Annotated in this window: 22 protein-coding genes; 16 read left to right on the top strand and 6 right to left on the bottom strand. The window is 35.8% G+C overall.

Annotated elements, in window-relative coordinates; genetic code table 11:
- Positions 1 to 29 precede the first annotated feature (29 nt).
- The 5 genes from betA (at position 30) to NBG71_RS05120 (ending at position 5398) form a co-directional block, all read left to right on the top strand.
- On the top strand, positions 30 to 1709 hold the full coding sequence (betA, locus tag NBG71_RS05140; protein ID WP_211839052.1) for a choline dehydrogenase: 1680 nt from the start codon (positions 30 to 32) through the stop codon (positions 1707 to 1709).
- 365 nt (positions 1710 to 2074) lie between these two features.
- Positions 2075 to 3325: a cytosine permease gene (gene codB, locus NBG71_RS05135; RefSeq protein WP_109419794.1), complete on the top strand. Its 1251-nt coding sequence runs from the start codon at positions 2075 to 2077 to the stop codon at positions 3323 to 3325.
- The gene (locus NBG71_RS05130) at positions 3315 to 4592 is read left to right on the top strand and encodes a cytosine deaminase (RefSeq protein ID WP_075673780.1); all 1278 of its coding nucleotides are present in this window, start codon (positions 3315 to 3317) and stop codon (positions 4590 to 4592) included. The genes codB and NBG71_RS05130 overlap by 11 nt, the downstream gene beginning before the upstream one ends.
- A 240-nt stretch (positions 4593 to 4832) precedes the next feature.
- The gene (locus NBG71_RS05125; protein ID WP_069369007.1) at positions 4833 to 5051 is read left to right on the top strand and encodes a hypothetical protein; all 219 of its coding nucleotides are present in this window, start codon (positions 4833 to 4835) and stop codon (positions 5049 to 5051) included.
- Between the two features lie 2 nt (positions 5052 to 5053).
- A complete protein-coding gene (locus NBG71_RS05120; protein WP_083629117.1) occupies positions 5054 to 5398 on the top strand; it encodes a low molecular weight protein tyrosine phosphatase family protein in 345 nt (114 codons plus the stop codon).
- A 103-nt stretch (positions 5399 to 5501) separates the two neighbouring features.
- Here the strand turns inward: NBG71_RS05120 and NBG71_RS05115 are convergent, their stop codons facing one another.
- The 4 genes from NBG71_RS05115 to NBG71_RS05100 form a co-directional block, all read right to left on the bottom strand.
- Positions 5502 to 5966, bottom strand: a complete 465-nt coding sequence (locus tag NBG71_RS05115) for an HIT family protein (protein WP_075673782.1) — start codon at positions 5964 to 5966, stop codon at positions 5502 to 5504.
- 110 nt (positions 5967 to 6076) lie between these two features.
- Positions 6077 to 7054 carry a porphobilinogen synthase gene (gene hemB / locus NBG71_RS05110; RefSeq protein ID WP_072064069.1) on the bottom strand — a complete coding sequence of 326 codons (978 nt, stop codon included), beginning with the start codon at positions 7052 to 7054 and terminating at the stop codon, positions 6077 to 6079.
- A 467-nt stretch (positions 7055 to 7521) separates the two neighbouring features.
- Positions 7522 to 7884 (bottom strand): hypothetical protein, encoded by a 363-nt coding sequence (locus NBG71_RS05105; RefSeq protein ID WP_075673783.1) that lies wholly within the window; start codon positions 7882 to 7884, stop codon positions 7522 to 7524.
- A gap of 727 nt (positions 7885 to 8611) precedes the next feature.
- Complete coding sequence (locus NBG71_RS05100; protein WP_036936466.1) at positions 8612 to 8833, bottom strand: DUF2594 family protein; 222 nt, start codon at positions 8831 to 8833, stop codon at positions 8612 to 8614.
- A gap of 278 nt (positions 8834 to 9111) precedes the next feature.
- Here NBG71_RS05100 and NBG71_RS05095 point away from each other — a divergent pair, with 278 nt between their 5' ends.
- From NBG71_RS05095 to NBG71_RS05065, 7 genes are all read left to right on the top strand, one after another.
- Positions 9112 to 9996 (top strand): NAD(P)H-hydrate dehydratase, encoded by an 885-nt coding sequence (locus NBG71_RS05095; protein ID WP_099660325.1) that lies wholly within the window; start codon positions 9112 to 9114, stop codon positions 9994 to 9996.
- Between the two features lie 142 nt (positions 9997 to 10138).
- Positions 10139 to 10567, top strand: a complete 429-nt coding sequence (locus NBG71_RS05090; RefSeq protein ID WP_075674297.1) for a universal stress protein — start codon at positions 10139 to 10141, stop codon at positions 10565 to 10567.
- Positions 10568 to 10685: 118 nt separating this feature from the next.
- Entirely contained in the window at positions 10686 to 11024 is a 339-nt protein-coding gene (locus NBG71_RS05085) for a hypothetical protein (RefSeq protein WP_075674296.1), read from the top strand.
- A 64-nt stretch (positions 11025 to 11088) separates the two neighbouring features.
- Positions 11089 to 11526 (top strand): universal stress protein, encoded by a 438-nt coding sequence (locus NBG71_RS05080; protein ID WP_075674295.1) that lies wholly within the window; start codon positions 11089 to 11091, stop codon positions 11524 to 11526.
- 210 nt (positions 11527 to 11736) lie between these two features.
- Entirely contained in the window at positions 11737 to 12150 is a 414-nt protein-coding gene (locus NBG71_RS05075; protein WP_075674299.1) for a hypothetical protein, read from the top strand.
- Positions 12151 to 12447: 297 nt separating this feature from the next.
- Complete coding sequence (locus tag NBG71_RS05070) at positions 12448 to 13251, top strand: threonine/serine exporter family protein (protein WP_099660326.1); 804 nt, start codon at positions 12448 to 12450, stop codon at positions 13249 to 13251.
- Positions 13242 to 13715 carry a threonine/serine exporter gene (locus NBG71_RS05065; protein WP_088495400.1) on the top strand — a complete coding sequence of 158 codons (474 nt, stop codon included), beginning with the start codon at positions 13242 to 13244 and terminating at the stop codon, positions 13713 to 13715. The genes NBG71_RS05070 and NBG71_RS05065 overlap by 10 nt, the downstream gene beginning before the upstream one ends.
- A gap of 4 nt (positions 13716 to 13719) precedes the next feature.
- On the opposite strand, the gene NBG71_RS05060 is transcribed toward NBG71_RS05065, so the two are convergent.
- Positions 13720 to 13902 (bottom strand): hypothetical protein, encoded by a 183-nt coding sequence (locus NBG71_RS05060; RefSeq protein WP_036912881.1) that lies wholly within the window; start codon positions 13900 to 13902, stop codon positions 13720 to 13722.
- Positions 13903 to 14144: 242 nt separating this feature from the next.
- Here NBG71_RS05060 and NBG71_RS05055 point away from each other — a divergent pair, with 242 nt between their 5' ends.
- Positions 14145 to 15128 (top strand): endonuclease, encoded by a 984-nt coding sequence (locus tag NBG71_RS05055; RefSeq protein WP_250916595.1) that lies wholly within the window; start codon positions 14145 to 14147, stop codon positions 15126 to 15128.
- Positions 15129 to 15143: 15 nt separating this feature from the next.
- Here NBG71_RS05055 and NBG71_RS05050 read toward each other — a convergent pair whose 3' ends face one another.
- A complete protein-coding gene (locus tag NBG71_RS05050) occupies positions 15144 to 15587 on the bottom strand; it encodes a methyltransferase family protein (protein WP_250916594.1) in 444 nt (147 codons plus the stop codon).
- A gap of 350 nt (positions 15588 to 15937) precedes the next feature.
- Here NBG71_RS05050 and phoH point away from each other — a divergent pair, with 350 nt between their 5' ends.
- The 3 genes from phoH to NBG71_RS05035 all read left to right on the top strand — a co-directional run bounded on the left by phoH (position 15938) and on the right by NBG71_RS05035 (position 18516).
- Positions 15938 to 16723, top strand: coding sequence for a phosphate starvation-inducible protein PhoH (phoH, locus tag NBG71_RS05045; RefSeq protein WP_075674290.1), 786 nt, complete (start codon positions 15938 to 15940; stop codon positions 16721 to 16723).
- 462 nt (positions 16724 to 17185) lie between these two features.
- Positions 17186 to 17776, top strand: coding sequence for a fimbrial protein (locus NBG71_RS05040; RefSeq protein WP_075670953.1), 591 nt, complete (start codon positions 17186 to 17188; stop codon positions 17774 to 17776).
- 47 nt (positions 17777 to 17823) lie between these two features.
- Complete coding sequence (locus NBG71_RS05035; protein WP_250916593.1) at positions 17824 to 18516, top strand: fimbrial biogenesis chaperone; 693 nt, start codon at positions 17824 to 17826, stop codon at positions 18514 to 18516.
- The last annotated feature ends 12 nt before the right edge of the window (positions 18517 to 18528 follow it).

The raw sequence follows: 18528 nt of genomic DNA, 5'->3' as shown, positions 1-18528 counted from the left end.
TTTTAATGACTGAAACAGAGGAGATAACAATGGTCTATGACTACATTATTATCGGTGCTGGTTCAGCCGGTAACGTTCTTGCTACCCGCTTGACAGAAGATCCTGAAGTTACTGTGCTGCTCCTTGAAGCTGGAGGTCCGGACTACAGGTTCGATTTTCGTACACAAATGCCAGCAGCATTAGCTTATCCGTTACAAGGTAGGCGATATAATTGGGCTTATGAAACAGAGCCTGAACCTTATATGAATAACCGACGTATGGAATGTGGTCGAGGAAAAGGGCTAGGTGGATCATCATTAATTAATGGTATGTGCTATATCCGTGGTAATGCAATGGATTTTGATGGGTGGGCAAAATTGCCTGGTCTTGAAGAGTGGGACTATTTAAGTTGCTTGCCTTATTTTCGTAAAGCTGAAACTCGTGATATTGGTGCCAATGACTATCATGGTGATAAAGGGCCTGTAAGTGTAACAACACCGAAAAAAGGCAATAATATTTTATTTCAAGCGATGATTGAAGCCGGTGTACAAGCAGGATATCCAAGAACGATTGACCTTAATGGCTATCAGCAAGAGGGCTTTGGCCCAATGGATAGAACAGTCACACCGAAAGGTCGCCGAGCAAGCACCGCAAGAGGTTATCTTGATCAAGCTAAAGCACGAAAAAACTTAACGATCAAGACTCACGCCATAACAGATTTTATTGAGTTTGAAGGAAAAAAAGCAATAGGTGTGCGCTATTTTTTAGGGGAAAATACCACTCTTCATCATGTAAAAGCCCGTCGAGAAGTATTGCTTTGTGCGGGGGCAATTGCCTCACCTCAAATATTGCAACGTTCTGGTATTGGGCCTGAAGAAATATTAAATGAATTTGATATTTCTCCTGTGCATGTATTACCAGGGGTTGGGGAGAATCTGCAAGATCATCTAGAAATGTATTTGCAGTATGAATGTAAAAAGCCTGTTTCACTTTATCCTGCTTTAAAATGGTATAACCAACCTAAGATTGGTGCACAATGGTTATTTCAAGGAACAGGTATAGGTGCAAGCAATCAATTTGAAGCTGGCGGATTTATTCGCTCTAGCGAAAAATATGCGTGGCCCAATATTCAATTCCACTTTCTACCCGTTGCCATTAATTATAACGGCACCAATGCGGTAGATGTTCATGGTTTTCAAGCACATGTAGGATCGATGCGTTCACCCAGTCGAGGGAGAGTAAAATTAGCCTCTACAGATCCTCATCATCATCCTAGTATCTTGTTTAATTACATGTCCACAGAACAAGATTGGGAAGAGTTTCGCGCTGCAATTCGGATCACTCGAGAAATAATGGCACAACCGGCATTAGATCCTTATCGTGGAGAAGAAATTAGCCCAGGGAAACATATTCAAAGTGATGAAGAGCTTGATGCTTTTGTCAGAGAACGTGCTGAAACAGCATTTCATCCTTGTGGCACGTGTAAAATGGGAACGGATGAAATGGCAGTTGTCGATGGGGAAGGTCGAGTACACGGCATAGAAAACTTAAGAGTTATTGATGCATCTATCATGCCATTAATAATCACTGGGAATTTGAATGCAACTACAATTATGATGGCAGAAAAACTAGCAGATAAAGTGAGAGGAATAAATCCTTTACCTAAAAGCCAAGCTGACTATTATGTTGCAGGAGATCAACCTGTAAGAAAAACAAATATAAGCCTATAAATTAAGGCAGACAAAAGAGGAATGTAAATTCCTTTTTTGTCTTTTCATCATTATTTCCTCTTTGTTGACATTGAAATTATATAAAAATAATTTATATAAATCCTAAATATTCAAGAAAAAATATGATTAATTTTTATCATAAATATTTCTAAATAAAATTACTTTATAAAAGAAATCCAAAGTAACGAGGTAAATTCAAGTAAAATAACGTTTTTCCTGCCATTTTTGTGATGAATATCAACTCTCCATAACTGAAGCATTCCATTAATTATCGTAAACAGACAACGAAAACGTTTGCATAATATTTTTATGCAGATAGAATTCGTCAGATTTTTTTGGCCTGGTGAAATTAATAGGGGGTTAAAGTGTCTCAGGACAACAATTATAGTCAGGGCCCAGTGCCCATATCCGCAAGAAAGGGTGGATTAGCGTTAACCTTTGTGATGTTGGGATTAACGTTTTTTTCAGCCAGTATGTGGACTGGCGGCGCTCTTGGTACTGGTCTTTCCTTTAATGATTTCTTCCTCGCAGTTCTAATTGGTAATCTTCTTCTTGGTATCTACACCGCATTTCTTGGTTTTATTGGTTCAAAAACAGGTCTTACTACTCATCTCCTCGCGCGTTACTCTTTCGGTATTAAAGGTTCTTGGCTTCCCTCATTTTTACTCGGTGGTACTCAGGTTGGTTGGTTTGGTGTGGGTGTGGCAATGTTTGCCATCCCGGTAGGAAAAGCTACTGGTATTGATATTAATCTCCTTATCGCCGTTTCCGGCATTTTAATGACCATCACAGTATTCTTCGGTATTTCTGCTCTCACTATTCTCTCTATCATCGCAGTTCCTGCTATCGCAATCCTTGGAAGTTACTCTGTTTATCTTGCTATACATGATATGGGGGGGCTTTCAACGCTAATGGCCGTTAAACCTGCTCAACCATTAGATTTTAATTTAGCGCTGGCGATGGTTGTCGGATCGTTTATTAGTGCAGGTACGCTGACGGCTGATTTCGTACGTTTTGGGCGAAACCCTAAAGTAGCGGTGGTGGTTGCAATTATCGCCTTTTTCTTAGGCAATACATTAATGTTTGTCTTTGGCGCTGCAGGTGCAGCTTCACTGGGAATGGCAGATATTTCTGATGTGATGATTGCGCAAGGATTATTACTTCCAGCGATTGTCGTATTAGGCTTAAATATCTGGACAACCAATGATAATGCGTTATATGCATCAGGATTAGGTTTTGCCAATATCACTGGTTTATCAAGTAAAAAACTTTCAGTCATAAACGGTATCATCGGAACGCTCTGTGCGTTATGGCTCTATAATAACTTTGTAGGTTGGCTTACCTTTTTATCTGCAGCAATTCCACCAGTAGGGGGCGTTATTATTGCAGATTATCTGATGAATAAAGCACGCTATAACACCTTTAATATTGCTACAATGCAATCGGTTAACTGGGTAGCGCTACTTGCTGTTGCGATAGGTATTGTTGCAGGGCATTGGTTACCGGGTATTGTGCCTGTTAATGCTGTGCTAGGGGGCGCAATAAGCTACGCTGTGTTAAATCCAATATTAAATCGTCGTACAGCTCGACAAGCGGAGATAAGTCATGCTGGGTAAGAATATCGAACAAATTAATCATGCTCGTCTGGTTGGAAAAGAAGGTTTGTGGCGTATTACGCTTAAAAACAACAAAATTGAAGCGATAGAGTCACAACCTGAAACTAATTTTCATCCTGAAGCATTAGATGCGCAAGGTGGTTTAGTTCACGCTCCTTTTGTTGAACCTCATATTCATTTAGATACAACACAAACAGCAGGGCAACCGAATTGGAATCAATCGGGAACATTATTTGAAGGTATTGAGCGTTGGGCTGAAAGAAAAGCACTGTTAACTCACGATGATGTTAAGCAACGTGCATGGCAAACGCTGCAATGGCAAATTGCTAATGGTATTCAACATGTTAGAACCCATGTGGATGTTTCAGATGCTTCGCTAATAGCATTAAAAGCCATGTTGGAAGTGAAAGAAGAAATTAAACCTTGGGTTGATTTACAAATTGTTGCTTTTCCACAAGAAGGTATTTTGTCTTACCCTAATGGTGAAGCATTATTAGAAGAAGCATTAAAATTAGGTGCTGATGTTGTAGGTGCTATTCCACACTTTGAATTTACGCGTGAATATGGTGTTGAATCACTGCATAAAACTTTTGCATTAGCACAAAAATATGATCGTTTAATTGATGTTCATTGCGATGAAATTGATGATGAACAATCTCGCTTTGTTGAAACGGTTGCCGCTTTAGCACATAAAGAAAATATGGGCTCAAGAGTGACAGCCAGTCATACGACCGCAATGCATTCTTATAATGGCGCTTATACTTCACGTTTATTCCGACTATTAAGAATGTCTGGTATTAACTTTGTGGCGAATCCTTTAGTTAATATTCACTTGCAAGGTCGTTTTGATACCTATCCAAAACGTCGTGGTATTACTCGCGTCAAAGAGATGCTAGAAAGTAATATTAATGTTTGTTTTGGTCATGATGATGTCTTTGATCCTTGGTATCCATTAGGCACAGCAAATATGCTCCAAGTTTTACATATGGGATTGCATGTTTGTCAATTAATGGGCTATGGTCAAATAGATAACGGATTACAGTTAATTAGCCACAACAGCGCAAAAACACTCGCTTTAACGGATTATGGTGTTGATGTAGGAAATAGTGCAAACTTTATTATTCTGCCAGCAGATAACGGATTTGATGCTTTACGTCGTCAAGTACCTGTACGTTATTCTATTCGCCAAGGTAAAGTTATTGCACAAACTGAGCCGGCAAAAACAGAAATTATGTTAGATAAGCCAACACTGGTTAATTATAAATAATCTTATAGATTTCATTTTTTATAACGGATAAATCAGATAATGGTTTGTCCGTTATTTTTATAAAGGTTCAATGCTCGCTTTTTGTTTATTTAGCTAAATATTTTGTTAAATAAAGATCTACTTATTTACTTTGGTACAGAAATAAACCATTGTGGATTTACCTGATTCAACTAGAATATCACATTGTTAGACACTCTCCGTATTACTGCGGCTGCTATCCCTTTAATCTGAGAGGTTTTTATGTCTATACAAAGAGATCGTGGTTGGCGCCAATGTGTTAACCGCAAAAATAAACATCAAGAAATGGGTTGTTCACGAGTGATGTTTAAACCAGAAAAGAAATGGTCTAATTTATATACTCGATCACTTAAAATGACCAGAGCTGCACAACTAGGAATCGAATACCCAAGAATTTCTCGTAGTCAGCGTCGATTAAATGCGTTATCTGATAGTGAGTAATGATGAATATCTTGTTTATTTGCAGTAAAAATCAATGGCGAAGTCCAACCGCAGAATTGTTATTTGCAGATAGAGAAGGCATCAATACACTTTCAGCAGGTACGCGTAAAGATGCGCAATGTGTGGTTGATAACGAATTACTAAAATGGGCTGATTTAGTGCTTGTCATGGAATCTAAACATTTAAATCGATTATCTGCACATTTTCCTGCAACCATGCGCTATAAAAAAGCCCATGTATTGGGAATACCTGATAATTATCGCTTTAACGATCCGGCATTAATTGAACTCCTTGAACAGAAAGTTCAGTCTTATTTACCGATGGAAGCGAAGCTTTCAGCTAAATAATGCTTTTAATCTTGATAAAAAAACGCTCAGCTTAAAATAAGACTGAGCGTTTTTTATATCTAAAAATTTTATAGAGGTATAAAAAGAGCAGGTCGGATTTTTATTATTGGTTATTTTTTCTGATTAGTGCCGCGAGTTGTGAAAGCTCTTCATCACTTGCTCGTTCGAAATCGTGAGATGAAAGATAACCTGGATATTTATCAAAGAAAATCTTCTGCTTATTTTCAATAGGTGCCCAATTTGTCATATCACCAGTGCCATGCATCGGGCTAAGTTTACTATGAACATGATCAACCCCAAATCCTTCAAAAAACATTCCTGAACGTGAAACATCAGGAAATGTTTTATCTAAGATTTTTGCCACTTTTTTCGTCGCAATAACTAATAGCGCTAAGGCTTCATCACTGAGATCAAAGGCATAACTTGGATAGTGTTTTTTAGGAATAACAACCGTAAAGCCTTTGGTATTCGGAAATATAGAAAGAAAAGCAAGGTGGTGTTCGTCTTCCCAAATTTTATGGCAAGGGGCTTTTCCAGCAACGATTTGACAGAAAATGCAGTTATCCATATTAACCTCATAATTAAGCATTCGTTATACTTCAAGTTGCAGCGTTGTTGGCTGAGCATTATTGCAATTGTCATTTAGCTGCATCTTGAATTATTCAGAGTATAAGGTGGTTAAAGTAGGTTTCTTTCAGCTAAATCAAGTGCGAAGTAAGATAAAATTAAATCCGCACCAGCACGTTTAATTGAACCTAAAGTCTCCATTACTACACGATCTTCATCGATTGCACCGGCTAATGCTGCAAATTTAATCTGAGCATATTCACCACTGATTTGATAAGCCGCTAAAGGTAATAAAGTACGTTCACGTACATCGCGAATAATATCTAAATAAGCACCTGCGGGTTTAACCATCAGCATATCAGCACCTTCTTGCTCATCAATTAATGATTCACGAATTGCTTCACGACGGTTCATTGGATTCATTTGATAAGTTTTACGATCACCAATTAAGCGAGAGCCGGCTGCATCACGGAAAGGACCATATAAAGCAGAAGCAAATTTAGTCGAATAAGAAACAATACCTGTATCGCTAAATCCTGCTTTATCAAGTGCTGCACGAATAGCAGCGACTTGACCGTCCATTGCAGCAGATGGTGCGATAAAATCCGCACCAGCTTGTGCCGCGGCAACGGCTTGAAGACCTAAATTATAGATAGTTTCATCATTATCAACATGTTCACCATGTAAAACACCACAGTGACCATGTGATGTGTATTCACAAAAACAGGTATCAGACATGACAATCATTTCTGGTACTGCATCTTTACAAATACGAGACATGCGAGAAACTAAGCCATCACTTTTCCAAGCATCACTCCCTGTTTCATCAAGGTGATGCGATACTCCAAAAGTCATGACAGTTTTAATGCCTGCTTTTGCAATACGTTCAATTTCATAAGCAAGACGCTTTTCAGGAATACGAACGACACCCGGCATACTTTTAATAGGTTGGTAATCATCAAGCCCTTCTTCTACGAATATAGGTAGAGCGAGATCATTTTTAGTTAACGTTGTTTCTTGAAAGAGCGCGCGCAGGTTTTCGGACTGGCGTAGTCTTCTTAAACGCTGGATGGATTGTTCGTTGCTCACAATATCTCCTTTTTATGGCCAGTACTAACAAGTATTTACCGAGGTATTATAAACCTTAATATCGATAGATAGATACTCTATAATTGATACTCGTCATACTTCAAGCCGTAGCGTTGTTGACTTCATTCACTCGCACTAGTCACATACTCTTGTATGCTCCTAGCGACTCATTCACTTGTCGCCTAGCTACACCTTGAATTATTTAGAGTATTTACTCGTTGTATTTCAAGCCGTAGCGTTGTTGGCTTCATTCACTCGCACTAGTCACATACACTTGTATGCTCCTAGCAACTCATTCACTTGTCGCCTAGCTACACCTTGAATTATTTAGAGTATAGATAGTTAGTTATAGAGAAAGAGAGAAAAGGAAAAGTAAAAAGAATAAGTGATGGAGAGGAAGGAAATAAAAAAGAGCAGAATAATTTCTACTCTTTAAATTGATTACTACTCATTTCTTAATGAGAAGATTATTTTTTTTGCTCTTCTAATGCAGAGATCATTTGAATTTTACAAGCAGCAATGATTTGAGTAAGTCCTTCTTGGAATTCTGCACGAGTACCCATTTCAGCTTTTGCATCACGTAAAGAGTTAACAACTTCGATAGTACCTTCAGTAAATTGTGCTTCAGTTGTTTCTAGTTTTGCAAAATCGAATTTCTTTACATTTAGAGAAGCTATTGCATCTTTAGCAATTTTTTCTGCTGGCTCTTTTGTATCGTAAGCTTTAATCGAGATATCTTTAAAGGTATCGCAGTAATCATCAGCTATTTTTGTTGGGTTGGCAAAAGCAACTGCGGGTAATAATAGCAGAGATAAGAGAAGTGGTTTCATTTTAGCCTCATGTTTATTTTTTGGTACGTACTCATTGAGTGTAACATATAAACTGGAGTGACGATAAATCAGAATAAGTGTAAAAATATAAAACGTTAATTTCTTTAATTCGATTGAATCTAATTTCATAGTTGTAATTGTGTTTAAGGACAATAAGCTAGGCTTTTATTTTCAAATGAAAATTATAATTAACAATAAATAAAATAACATAAATTTAATAATATTAGGATTTATCTTTATTTGCATTTTATGATATTGATTTTTATTTACGTTAATAATGAAAAATAGAGAATTAAATATAAAAATAAGGATAAAATGATAACCTGTTAATACTAAGTTAAACTTAATCTGCTGTATTCTATAGGTTAATCTGTAATCACCATACTCAAAGTATAAAATTTTTTATCTTCTTCTCTAATTCAAATAACATTAAAAATTCTTAACAAAAAGAATTTATTATTCAGATTATTAGCTAAAATAATGAATAAAAAAATAATTGTTATTTATAAAATATGAAAAAATTTTAATGGGAGAGTTAAAAAATGGGAATAAAAGAGAAAAAAATCCCCTCTATAGAGATAGAGGGGTAGCTAAATGAATAAAGAATGGTTTATTTCGAGATTAAGTATATAGGAATTTAAAACTAATTTTTGTTTATTTGTGCAGCACAAAAAGTTTAGAAAACAGAATAAAAATATGTACTAGTACTCAATCCAAAATAAATCAATTATTGGCGATAAACAGTTTTAATTTGGCTAATAGTATTACGGAATGTCTCTGCTTGTTTTTCGTCATCAACTTCTGCAATCGCGCGTTCAATATTTAAAATAATACGACCTGCATCTGCTTGGCCTAATGCTTTTAACATATAAGTGACTAGTGTTTTTAAACAAGCCACTTCTTCTGCTAATGTTTCCACATCTGCTTGTGTTTTAAACTTCTCGTTCATTATCTACGTTCCTTTGTCTTTAATTTATAAATCATATCAAGCTAGGTCATTAGAATAGCAAAGTCTCAGCAAGGTATGAATAGTGATAATGAAAGCATTTTATCATATTGAAATTGTTAGCATGATAAAGATACAAAATAGTCTGTGATCCCATTTATTTGTTGAAACCACGCTATACTTTGAACATTATGTTTTGAACGTTAATACAAACAGATGTGGTATGGCAATCATCGCCAGCAATAAGAAAAAATGCAGAAAAAGGCGGGGAGGAAAATAATATGAATGAAGAACAACTATTACATGCGATCACTCATTATCCCGCGCTTTATCAGCGCAAGTCAGGGAATACACATAAAGGAACATTTGGCACATTAGGCATTGTAGGTAGCGCAGAAGGAATGAGTGGCGCGATTGTATTAGCCGGTAAAAGTGCATTGAAAGCAGGGTGCGGAAAGGTATTTCTTGGTTTTGCTCAGTCACAGCTTCCTATCCCTTTTATTGATAGTGCGCCAGAGCTTATGCTCAAAACAGCACTGACATTGATACATCAGCAAGATATTTCTGCTTGGGCAATTGGATGTGGATTAGGATTATCTGCAAATTCTGAAGAGAGCTTATCAATAGCTTTGGCACAACGTAATGAAAATATACCCTATGTTTTTGATGCGGATGCATTAGTGTTAATGGCTAAATTAAAATCAGAATGCTCACTTAATCAGCATTGTGTATTAACACCACACCCTAAAGAAGCGTCTATTTTGCTTAATTGCACGCTAAATGATATTCAAAATAACAGAGAAGAAGCGGCGAAAGAGATTGCGAAGCTTTATCATTGTTGGGCAATAATCAAAGGTCAAAATACTGTAGTAACATCTCCGAAAGGGGAGTTAACGATTAATACAACCGGTAATAGTGGATTATCAACCGCAGGGAGTGGCGATGTGCTAACAGGTGTTATGGGCAGTTTTTTAGCGCAAGGAATGACAATGTCTGATGCGGTAAAAAGTGCGGTTTGGATACATGGAATGGCGGCGGATATCTTAGTTGAAAAAGGTATTGGGCCAATAGGATTAACTGCATCAGAATTGATTGATACTATCCGAAATATTCGCAATCAAATATGGACGTTAACACAGCAACATAATGCAAACTATTTTGAATGAGCACTTTTATTTTTTAGCTTAAGGTATTAATAATTAAAGTAGGTTTATATTAAGATTAGGTTGTTTTTAGTTAATTCACTCACAGTAATCTTTGGGTTATTGCGATAGGATTAAGGCAAATGGAGAGTTGAGAGGAGTTATTATGTATAAAACGATTTTAGTGCCTATTGATATTGTAGAAGAAGAGTTAACCAGTAAAGCGGTACGACATGCTGTGTATTTAGCAAAAGAAACGGGAGCTAATTTACATTTAATTCATGTTCTTCCTATCTCTTCAGCAATCATTAATGCTTATTCACTGGGTTATCCAGAAATTAAAGATAAAGCGACAGTGAAAGCAGAGAATGATATGCAAATGTTGGTAGATTCGGTGGATTTACCTGCTGAAAAGGTCGCTTATACGGTTACTTTTGGCTCACCACGTGATGAAATTTTAGTCACAGCAAAAGATATTCATGCAGACTTAATTGTGATTGGTTCACGTAGACCTAATATCAGTACTCATTTATTAGGCTCAACAGCTGCGGGTGTTGTTCGCTATGCTGAAATTTCAGTGTTAGTGGTTCGTTAATATATTACTAATATGCTATGAGTATTCCTCATAGCATATTTTTTAGTTTTTTTGCGTAGCTTATCTTATTTATTCAATAAGCCGTTTATCGAATAAACAGTCTAGAAAGTGGATAAGAATGGAAAAATTTACCCAAGAACTTTTAAGGCTTGATCATTTTATTCTACGCATCTTACGCTATTATGTAATAGGCTCTATTTTCTTTTTCTTAGGGTTATTACCCGGCGTATTAGGGTTTTATTTAATTGAAGGACATAGTTTTATGGAATCTTCATTAAATGCAATCTCTATGTTAAGTGGTCAACCGGTAGAGCCAGCACCTGCAACCCCTACAGGGCGCTTTTTTATTGCAATTTATGGTTTATTTCTTCAGTGTGTTTTTATTTTATCAATTGGGCTTGTAGTGACACCTTTTATTCATCGACAATTGCATAAATGGCATCTTGAGGAAGATTAAATAAGCAAGCTGTGGGATACGCTACAATAATAAACAGACAATAATCTGATAATGAGGAGTTGCTATGTACAAGACAATTCTAGTACCTGTTGATATTTCAGAAGATGAGTTAACGACTAAAGCCTTACAACACGCTGTTTATATTGCCAAATTAGAAGGCGCAAAACTGCACCTTTTCCATGCCATTCCTGATATTTCACGTTTCTCTATTAGTTATAGCTATCATTATGACATGCTCAGCTCTTTTGCAAATAAAGCACTTGAGCGTGTACAAGAACAACTGCAAGAATTAGCTGATGGCATTGATTTACCAAATGAACAAGTCGAATTTTCAGCCGTATTTGGTTCTGCAAGAGATAAAGTTTTAGAACTCGCTGAAAAAATTAATGCAGATTTAATTGTAATCGGTTCTCGTCGCCCAAGTATTTCAACACACTTATTGGGTTCAAATGCATCAGGTATTGTTGCTTATGCTAAGCAATCTGTTTTAGTTGTTCGTTAAAATTTTTATAAAAGTTAGAAAATAATATGCGACCCCTAGATCTCGATTTAGGGGTTTTTTATTTTTAAATTTAAGCATTGCCATTTTTAATTGATATGTGAGTGCGATTGCTTATTAATGCGGTTTTATTTTAAATACTCGGATCTTTATTGATTGAGAATGATAGTCATTCTAAAGTGGAGTGGTTGTTATTAATTAGAGATGAGTATTATGTTGAATAATAAAACTTTTACCGTTATGGATGTTGAGCAATTTCCTGTTATTACGATGAAAATATTTCCAGAAACACTGGAAGATGCCAATAACTGGACTGCTGAAATGGATATTGTATTAAACGAAAAAAGAAAATTTGTTCTAGTTTACCCTTCCATCAATAAAAAGGACAAAGAGCATAAAAAAGAAGATATGGAAGGGATGAAGGCGGTTAGACGTTGGCTTAAAGAGGGGAAAGCACTTCTTAGTGAATATTGTGCAGGTATGATAATGACCGCCGATCTACAAAAAAATGATAAAGAGCAACTGGTACAACTCTCTTCTGTTATTTCTGCGGTTTATGGGGTACCAGTATTCGTTGCAGAAACTCTGGTTGAGTCTTATATCCAAGCTAATGACTTACTGAAGTAATTAAATATTATTAATTTTCTTAATTAAATTAGTTTATAAAGCACTTGTATGAGTGCTTTTTTATTAAAATAGTGATAGTTATTTAATTATGTGAGTTAAAAATGAGTAATTTTATTACTGTACTGCATTTTTCTATGGCAATGTTTATGACTACACATCGATAAAATTGATCTATCTACAGCCTTAAATATTTTATTTGTTCATAATAGTATTGAAAGATAATAGAGCGAGAAACGAGCTATGCTGATAAACTTTATATTAGCAGTGGCTCGTTTTTGATTAAAACTAAGGCATAGTATGGATAATGAGATAATGGCGGATTGCACTGCCATTTCACAAGATGAACAGCGTGAAATTACCAAGTTATGTATTCAAACTGCGTTGTTGTTATTGCAACATGGTGCAGAAAGTATGTTGGTTGAGCAGCTTTCAACCCGCCTAGGTTTAGCTTTAGGTGTACATCAAGTCGAAAGTGCAATTTCTGCTAATGCAGTGGTATTAACTACGATTGTTAATGGGCATTGCCAAACTTCAACACGTAAGATTGTCGATCGCGGTATTAATATGCATGTTGTGACAGAAGTTCAGCATATTGTTATTTTGGTCGAACATCACCTTGCAGATATTCATGAAGCAAGAAAACGCTTTGAGCATATAAAACCGTTACGTTATCCACGTTGGGCGATTATTTTTATGGTTGCCTTATCATGTGGCTGTTTCTCTAAATTAAATGGTGGTAATTGGGATGGCTTTTTAGTTTCTGCCATTGGTGGTGGTCTTGGTATGTTTGTTCGCCAAGCATTAACACATCGCCAAATGAACCCATTAATTAATTTCTGTATTACTGCATTTGTGGCAACTTCAGTCTCAGGTCTATTATTAAAACTCTCTTATTTTCAAACTACGGCGACTATTTCAATGGCTGCCAGCGTCTTATTATTGGTTCCCGGATTTCCTTTAATTAATGCTGTTGCTGATATGTTTAAAGGGCACGTTAATACAGGGTTAGCGCGTTGGGCAATGGCAACAATGTTAACTTTAGCCACCTGTTTAGGGGTTATTTTAGCTATGGCAGTATGGGGGTTAAGAGATTGGGCATAATAACGATACTTCTCACCCTAATTGAAGATATGATCTTAGCTGCTATTCCCGCAGTAGGTTTTGCGATGGTATTTAATGTACCTTCAAGGGCATTAAAATATTGCGCACTATTAGGAGCAATAGGGCACGGCTCTCGTACTGTTTTAGTAATGAGCGGGATGAACATAGAATGGGCAAGTTTTTGTGCCGCCATTTTAGTAGGTTGCATTGGTATTCAATGGTCACGCTGGTGGCTTGCACACCCTAAAGTTTTTACTGTTGCCGCGGTTATTCCAATGTTCCCCGGAATAAATGCATATATAGCGATGATCTCAGTGGTGAAATTAACACAAATTGGTTATAGCGCGGAAATTTTTGAAGCTTTAGTTACTAATTTCCTTAAAGCTTCATTTATTGTCGGTGCGCTCTCTATAGGGCTATCCTTGCCGGGATTATGGTTATATCGCAAGCGTCCGAGTGTATAATGACTTACATCGCGTGTTGTAATGAATTTAATGTAATATCCAGTTCATTTTTGTCAGAAATAATAATTTGAATTCGTAATTTATTCTCAGATTCTAAACTAGCATGCGCTTTAACATCTTCGTTATTCGCATGCTTTTTTGTTATCTCGACTAATTCGTCCATCAAATTCAGCATATTCTCATTCATTTTTAAATTTCTCCAAATCATTGATGGACTAAACCATAGCAAATCCCTTTTGCGTTAATGTCGAGAATAACGGCTTTTTCTATCACCATTCACGCTTATTGTTTTATTTTTTATATAAAAAATAGCAAGAAAGATTGCCCAAAATAAATAAAAAAAAGGTAAGATTAGACTAAATTATCAGTTGGTTATTAAAGATAATTTTTATTGGGTTTAATAAAACAAAGAGTAAGGCAGATACCACTTTGAGAAAAATATTACACTATACCGCGGTTGTGTTGGGTTTATTTTTTATTACGCTAAATGTTCAAGCGCAAGCCCCTGAGAATTTTACAAAAGCGAAAGAGATAGCAAAAGAACGTATTTATTATGATCAAAATCAAAAGTCACAAGGCACTATTTATTGTGGTTGTGATTGGGAATGGGTAGGTAAATCTGGTGGACGTGTTAATTTAGCCAGTTGTGGTTATAAAGTCAGAACCCAACAAACAAGAGCAGAACGTATTGAGTGGGAGCATATTGTTCCTGCATGGGTTTTTGGTCATCAACGCCAATGTTGGCAAAATGGAGGCAGAACTAATTGTGTGAAAAACGATCCTGTATTTGGCAAAATTGAAGCTGATTTACACAATTTAGCGCCATCTATAGGTGAAGTTAACGGGGATCGTAGCAATTTTAGTTTTGGACAATTACCAGCACAAGCATCTTATCAATATGGTCAATGCCGTAGCCGTGTTGACTTCGCGTCACGTACATTTGAACCTCGTAATGAAGTTAAAGGGCAAGTAGCAAGGGTTTATTTCTACTTACATGATCGCTATAACCTCTCTATGTCACGCCAACAACAACAGTTATTAATGGCTTGGGATAATGCTTATCCACCAACAGCGTGGGAAAAAGAGCGTGATAACCGTATTGCTCGTATTGTTGGATATCATAATCCGTTTGTGACAGGTCAAATGAAGTGGCAATTAGGACATAAAAATAGCGGTGCTGGATTATCTGCAACAAGTAGTGCGCCAGTCACTAAAGCCAAAACTGAAACGCCTAAACAAGTAAATACATCACAATCTGAAGATATTAAAGGTAATATTAATAGCAAGATCTACCATTTTGCACATTGTTCTGGTTATAAAACAATGTCAGATAAAAATGCGGTTTTTTTTAAAACAGAGGGTGAGGCCATTAAGGCAGGTTACCGTTTAGCTAATAACTGTAAACAGCCTTAATCGTAATTGTTTAGCTCACATCCAACGACGAACGTGGCGACAATATTGTTGCCACGCTTGTGGAAATAATTCACTTAAGATTTTTTCTTCACGTACTATCGTATAGCGATCAGTAATAAAATAAAACGCAATTGCAGCTCCTAAAAACCCCCAGTTACCAAAAATAAAAAATAACCCGATACTGATATCCAAAAAACCAAGATACATAGGATTGCGACTTATTTTATAAGGACCACTTGTCACTAATTGTCGAGGTGTGTGATTGGGGTTAGGAGACGTTTTTTGTTTAATAAAAAAAGAGAGGCAATAAAAAAGCCAGATCCCAGAAGTCATAATGGTGAGTAAACCGAGATAAAAAAAGAAGCCCACCTTAAGAGAGCCTGAGTGAAGTTCAAAACCAATAAATGGAATGAGGTTAAGTAGTAACCAATAAATAAAAGGTAGTCGTAAGAAATTCATTTATTCCCCCCAAAATAACACTTATTGTTATTTTTATGTTAAGTCCATCTCGTTATAAATCATCTCAGTATTGAAAATATTTTTATTTTGTCATTATACTGTCATAAAGCTTCGTTAATTTTCACTCTAACTCCATGATGGGGAATATGAATGACAGAAGCAATGGAAATATCTCGTTACTTACAGAAAACCGGCAACAACCGTTCATTGATGTTTAATGTTCAGGATTGTGACCGGTTTTTTTGTTTTCTGCGATTAAACAGAGTCTGAAGGGGACTCACCGGCAAGTGAATGGAATATAAATAGGGATGTCGATGACTTTTTGAAGACTAACAAGGGTAAATACCACTATGAGTAGACAAAAAGCAGCAACACGTTTACGCCGAGAAAATAAGCGCACTTCACGTAAAGAACAACGTAATGGAGCGCATCGAGATAATGTTATGGTTTTACCGGGATTTGGAGATATTAATACTATTGGTATGGCGAGAGAAAAGCGTGATGAACGTGTGTTATCTCCTCGCAACGAAGCACAACGCCAATATATGAATGCAATTAAGCATCAAAATCTTATTTTTGCCACAGGAGAAGCGGGCTGTGGTAAAACCTTTCTTAGTGCCGCAATGGCTGCCGATGCTTTAATTAATAAAGAAATAGAACGTATTATTGTTACTCGACCAGTGTTGCAGGCAGATGAAGATCTCGGTTTCTTACCCGGCGATATTGCTGAAAAATTTGCACCGTATTTTCGTCCGGTCTATGACGTATTAGTGAAACGCTTAGGTGCTTCATTTTTACAATATTGTTTACGGCCTGAAATCGGTAAAGTTGAAATTGCACCTTTCGCTTATATGCGAGGGCGTACTTTTGAAAATGCATTTGTTATTCTAGATGAAGCACAGAATGTTACAGTAAATCAAATGAAATTATTTCTAACCAGAATGGGCGAAAATGTCACCGTTGTGGTTAATGGTGATATTACCCAGTGTGATTTACCTACTAATGTACCGTCTGGATTAGCGGATGCCCTGATTCGATTTGAAGCTAATAATCGAGTAGGCGTGATTAAATTTATGCAAGAAGATTGTGTGCGCTCTACATTATGTCAGCATGTATTAGCTGCTTATAATGATTAAATAGATCATGGGAATTTTTGTATGAAATTTAAAAGGTCACATATTAATGTGGCCTTTATCTTTATTTTTTATTTTATCTTATATGATTTATCTTTTTTATTAATTATGGGGCGTTTGATTTGAATAAAAAATTCCAAAGTGAAGTGATTTATCTAGGAGTATTCTTTTTTAGATTGGTTATTAATAAATTAATTGTTATTGTTATTGTTATTTTGTTTATAATATTTATATTAAATGATGATATTGAAATATAAATACATTTACATATTAACTAAGAGTCCTCTCACTTAATTAAATTTGACTTAAATCACGTATTTTAAAAAATAGATAAATTTATTTGTTGGTTTTTAAAGTTATGACTAATATCAAATTGACTAGGATTTTTTGTTACCTCTAGTTAATGATGGCAATAATAGAATCTTATTTTTGCTAATTAAATATTTATCTATTCTGGAGTTATATATGTTTAAAAATAAACTCCCACTGTCATTATTATCAGTGGCTATATTGTCGTCGTCGGCATTTGCCGCAACCAACAGCGCAGGGGGGATCATTTCTTTCTCTGGTGCTATTAGTGATACCACTTGTACAATTAATGGGGGAAATAGTGCGGACTTTTCTATTCTATTAGATCCTATTACCGTAACGGATGCTGGAACAACGGCAAATACTGTTATTGCCAAAAATCAAAAAGAGTTTGCTTTGACATTCTCTGATTGTGCTCCTGCATCTACTCCAAGTGGAAGTAATTTAAAGATACATTTCTCATCTGCAAACACTATTTCAACAAGTGGATTATATTTAGTTAATGATACTTCGAATGAAAATGATCCATTAGTTGCAAAAAACGTCGGCTTTAGTTTATCAACTCCTGCTGCACCAACCGTTGCTATACCACTAAATGCCACCTTTGATACAGGTATTAAAGGCGATAAAACAGCGCCAGATTCAGATACTCTACGCTTAATTGCCAGTTACTATAAAACAAATGCAACAGCGGCTAAAACAGGGCCAGTACACTCTAACGTTATTTATACAGTATCTTATTTATAATATAAAAAGCCAGACTCAATGGGTCTGGCTTTTTTGGGGTGGTTATAATGAAAAAATTAATATTCCTTTTAATTATCTTGATATTACCCTCGACTGTATTAGCCAATATCATTATCAATGGTACTCGTGTTATTTATTATGAAGGCGTTGGTAGTGTTAATATCCAATTAACGAATAATGGTGATTTAGCTTCTTTAGTACAAAGCTGGATAGATGATGGAGATATGGATTCAACACCAGAAAATGCAAATTCTCCTTTTTATTTATATCCACCAATTGTCAAAATAGTAGGAAGGCAAGGGCAAACTCTAAGAATAAAAAATTCCGATGAAAAACAGATAAGTAATTTTGAAAAAGTCTATTATTTAAATGTATTAGATATTCCTGAAAATGCACAAGAACTAAAAGGAAAAAGCTATTTACAATTGGCGATGAAAACAAGAATTAAAGTTTTCTATCGTCCTACTGCATTAACAGATGATCCTGAATTAGTGAATGAAAAAATAACTTATCAATTAAATGGTAATAAGGTTTTAGTTAAAAATAACTCACAATATCATTTCACTATAGCTTCTATTTCTACTGAAGAAATGCCACGTATTACTCTTGCTGATTCTGAAATGATCCCACCGTTATCTTCTCGTGAGTTACCATTAATTAATAGATTAAAAAATAATTCTGTTGTTGTTGTTTATGTTGATGATTTTGGTGTTTATAAATCACAAAATATTAAACTCTAATCGAGATAACAT

Source organism: Proteus sp. FZP2095 (assembly GCF_023701425.1).
In the GTDB taxonomy this organism is placed as follows: Bacteria; Pseudomonadota; Gammaproteobacteria; order Enterobacterales; family Enterobacteriaceae; genus Proteus; species Proteus cibarius.
This window is presented reverse-complemented; position numbering and strand designations above follow the sequence as displayed.

Excerpts from the sequence above, each read along its gene's own strand:
- NBG71_RS05035 (WP_250916593.1), top strand. The coding sequence starts at position 17,824 with ATGAAAAAATTAATATTCCTTTTAATTATCTTGATATTACCCTCGACT.
- NBG71_RS05120 (WP_083629117.1), top strand. The coding sequence starts at position 5,054 with ATGAATATCTTGTTTATTTGCAGTAAAAATCAATGGCGAAGTCCAACC.
- NBG71_RS05130 (WP_075673780.1), top strand. The coding sequence starts at position 3,315 with ATGCTGGGTAAGAATATCGAACAAATTAATCATGCTCGTCTGGTTGGA.
- NBG71_RS05075 (WP_075674299.1), top strand. The coding sequence starts at position 11,737 with ATGTTGAATAATAAAACTTTTACCGTTATGGATGTTGAGCAATTTCCT.
- NBG71_RS05105 (WP_075673783.1), bottom strand. The coding sequence starts at position 7,884 with ATGAAACCACTTCTCTTATCTCTGCTATTATTACCCGCAGTTGCTTTT.
- NBG71_RS05050 (WP_250916594.1), bottom strand. The coding sequence starts at position 15,587 with ATGAATTTCTTACGACTACCTTTTATTTATTGGTTACTACTTAACCTC.
- NBG71_RS05040 (WP_075670953.1), top strand. The coding sequence starts at position 17,186 with ATGTTTAAAAATAAACTCCCACTGTCATTATTATCAGTGGCTATATTG.
- NBG71_RS05060 (WP_036912881.1), bottom strand. The coding sequence starts at position 13,902 with ATGAATGAGAATATGCTGAATTTGATGGACGAATTAGTCGAGATAACA.
- NBG71_RS05080 (WP_075674295.1), top strand. The coding sequence starts at position 11,089 with ATGTACAAGACAATTCTAGTACCTGTTGATATTTCAGAAGATGAGTTA.
- NBG71_RS05070 (WP_099660326.1), top strand. The coding sequence starts at position 12,448 with ATGGATAATGAGATAATGGCGGATTGCACTGCCATTTCACAAGATGAA.
- betA (WP_211839052.1), top strand. The coding sequence starts at position 30 with ATGGTCTATGACTACATTATTATCGGTGCTGGTTCAGCCGGTAACGTT.
- NBG71_RS05115 (WP_075673782.1), bottom strand. The coding sequence starts at position 5,966 with ATGGATAACTGCATTTTCTGTCAAATCGTTGCTGGAAAAGCCCCTTGC.
- phoH (WP_075674290.1), top strand. The coding sequence starts at position 15,938 with ATGAGTAGACAAAAAGCAGCAACACGTTTACGCCGAGAAAATAAGCGC.
- NBG71_RS05090 (WP_075674297.1), top strand. The coding sequence starts at position 10,139 with ATGTATAAAACGATTTTAGTGCCTATTGATATTGTAGAAGAAGAGTTA.
- NBG71_RS05095 (WP_099660325.1), top strand. The coding sequence starts at position 9,112 with ATGAATGAAGAACAACTATTACATGCGATCACTCATTATCCCGCGCTT.
- NBG71_RS05125 (WP_069369007.1), top strand. The coding sequence starts at position 4,833 with ATGTCTATACAAAGAGATCGTGGTTGGCGCCAATGTGTTAACCGCAAA.
- NBG71_RS05100 (WP_036936466.1), bottom strand. The coding sequence starts at position 8,833 with ATGAACGAGAAGTTTAAAACACAAGCAGATGTGGAAACATTAGCAGAA.
- NBG71_RS05085 (WP_075674296.1), top strand. The coding sequence starts at position 10,686 with ATGGAAAAATTTACCCAAGAACTTTTAAGGCTTGATCATTTTATTCTA.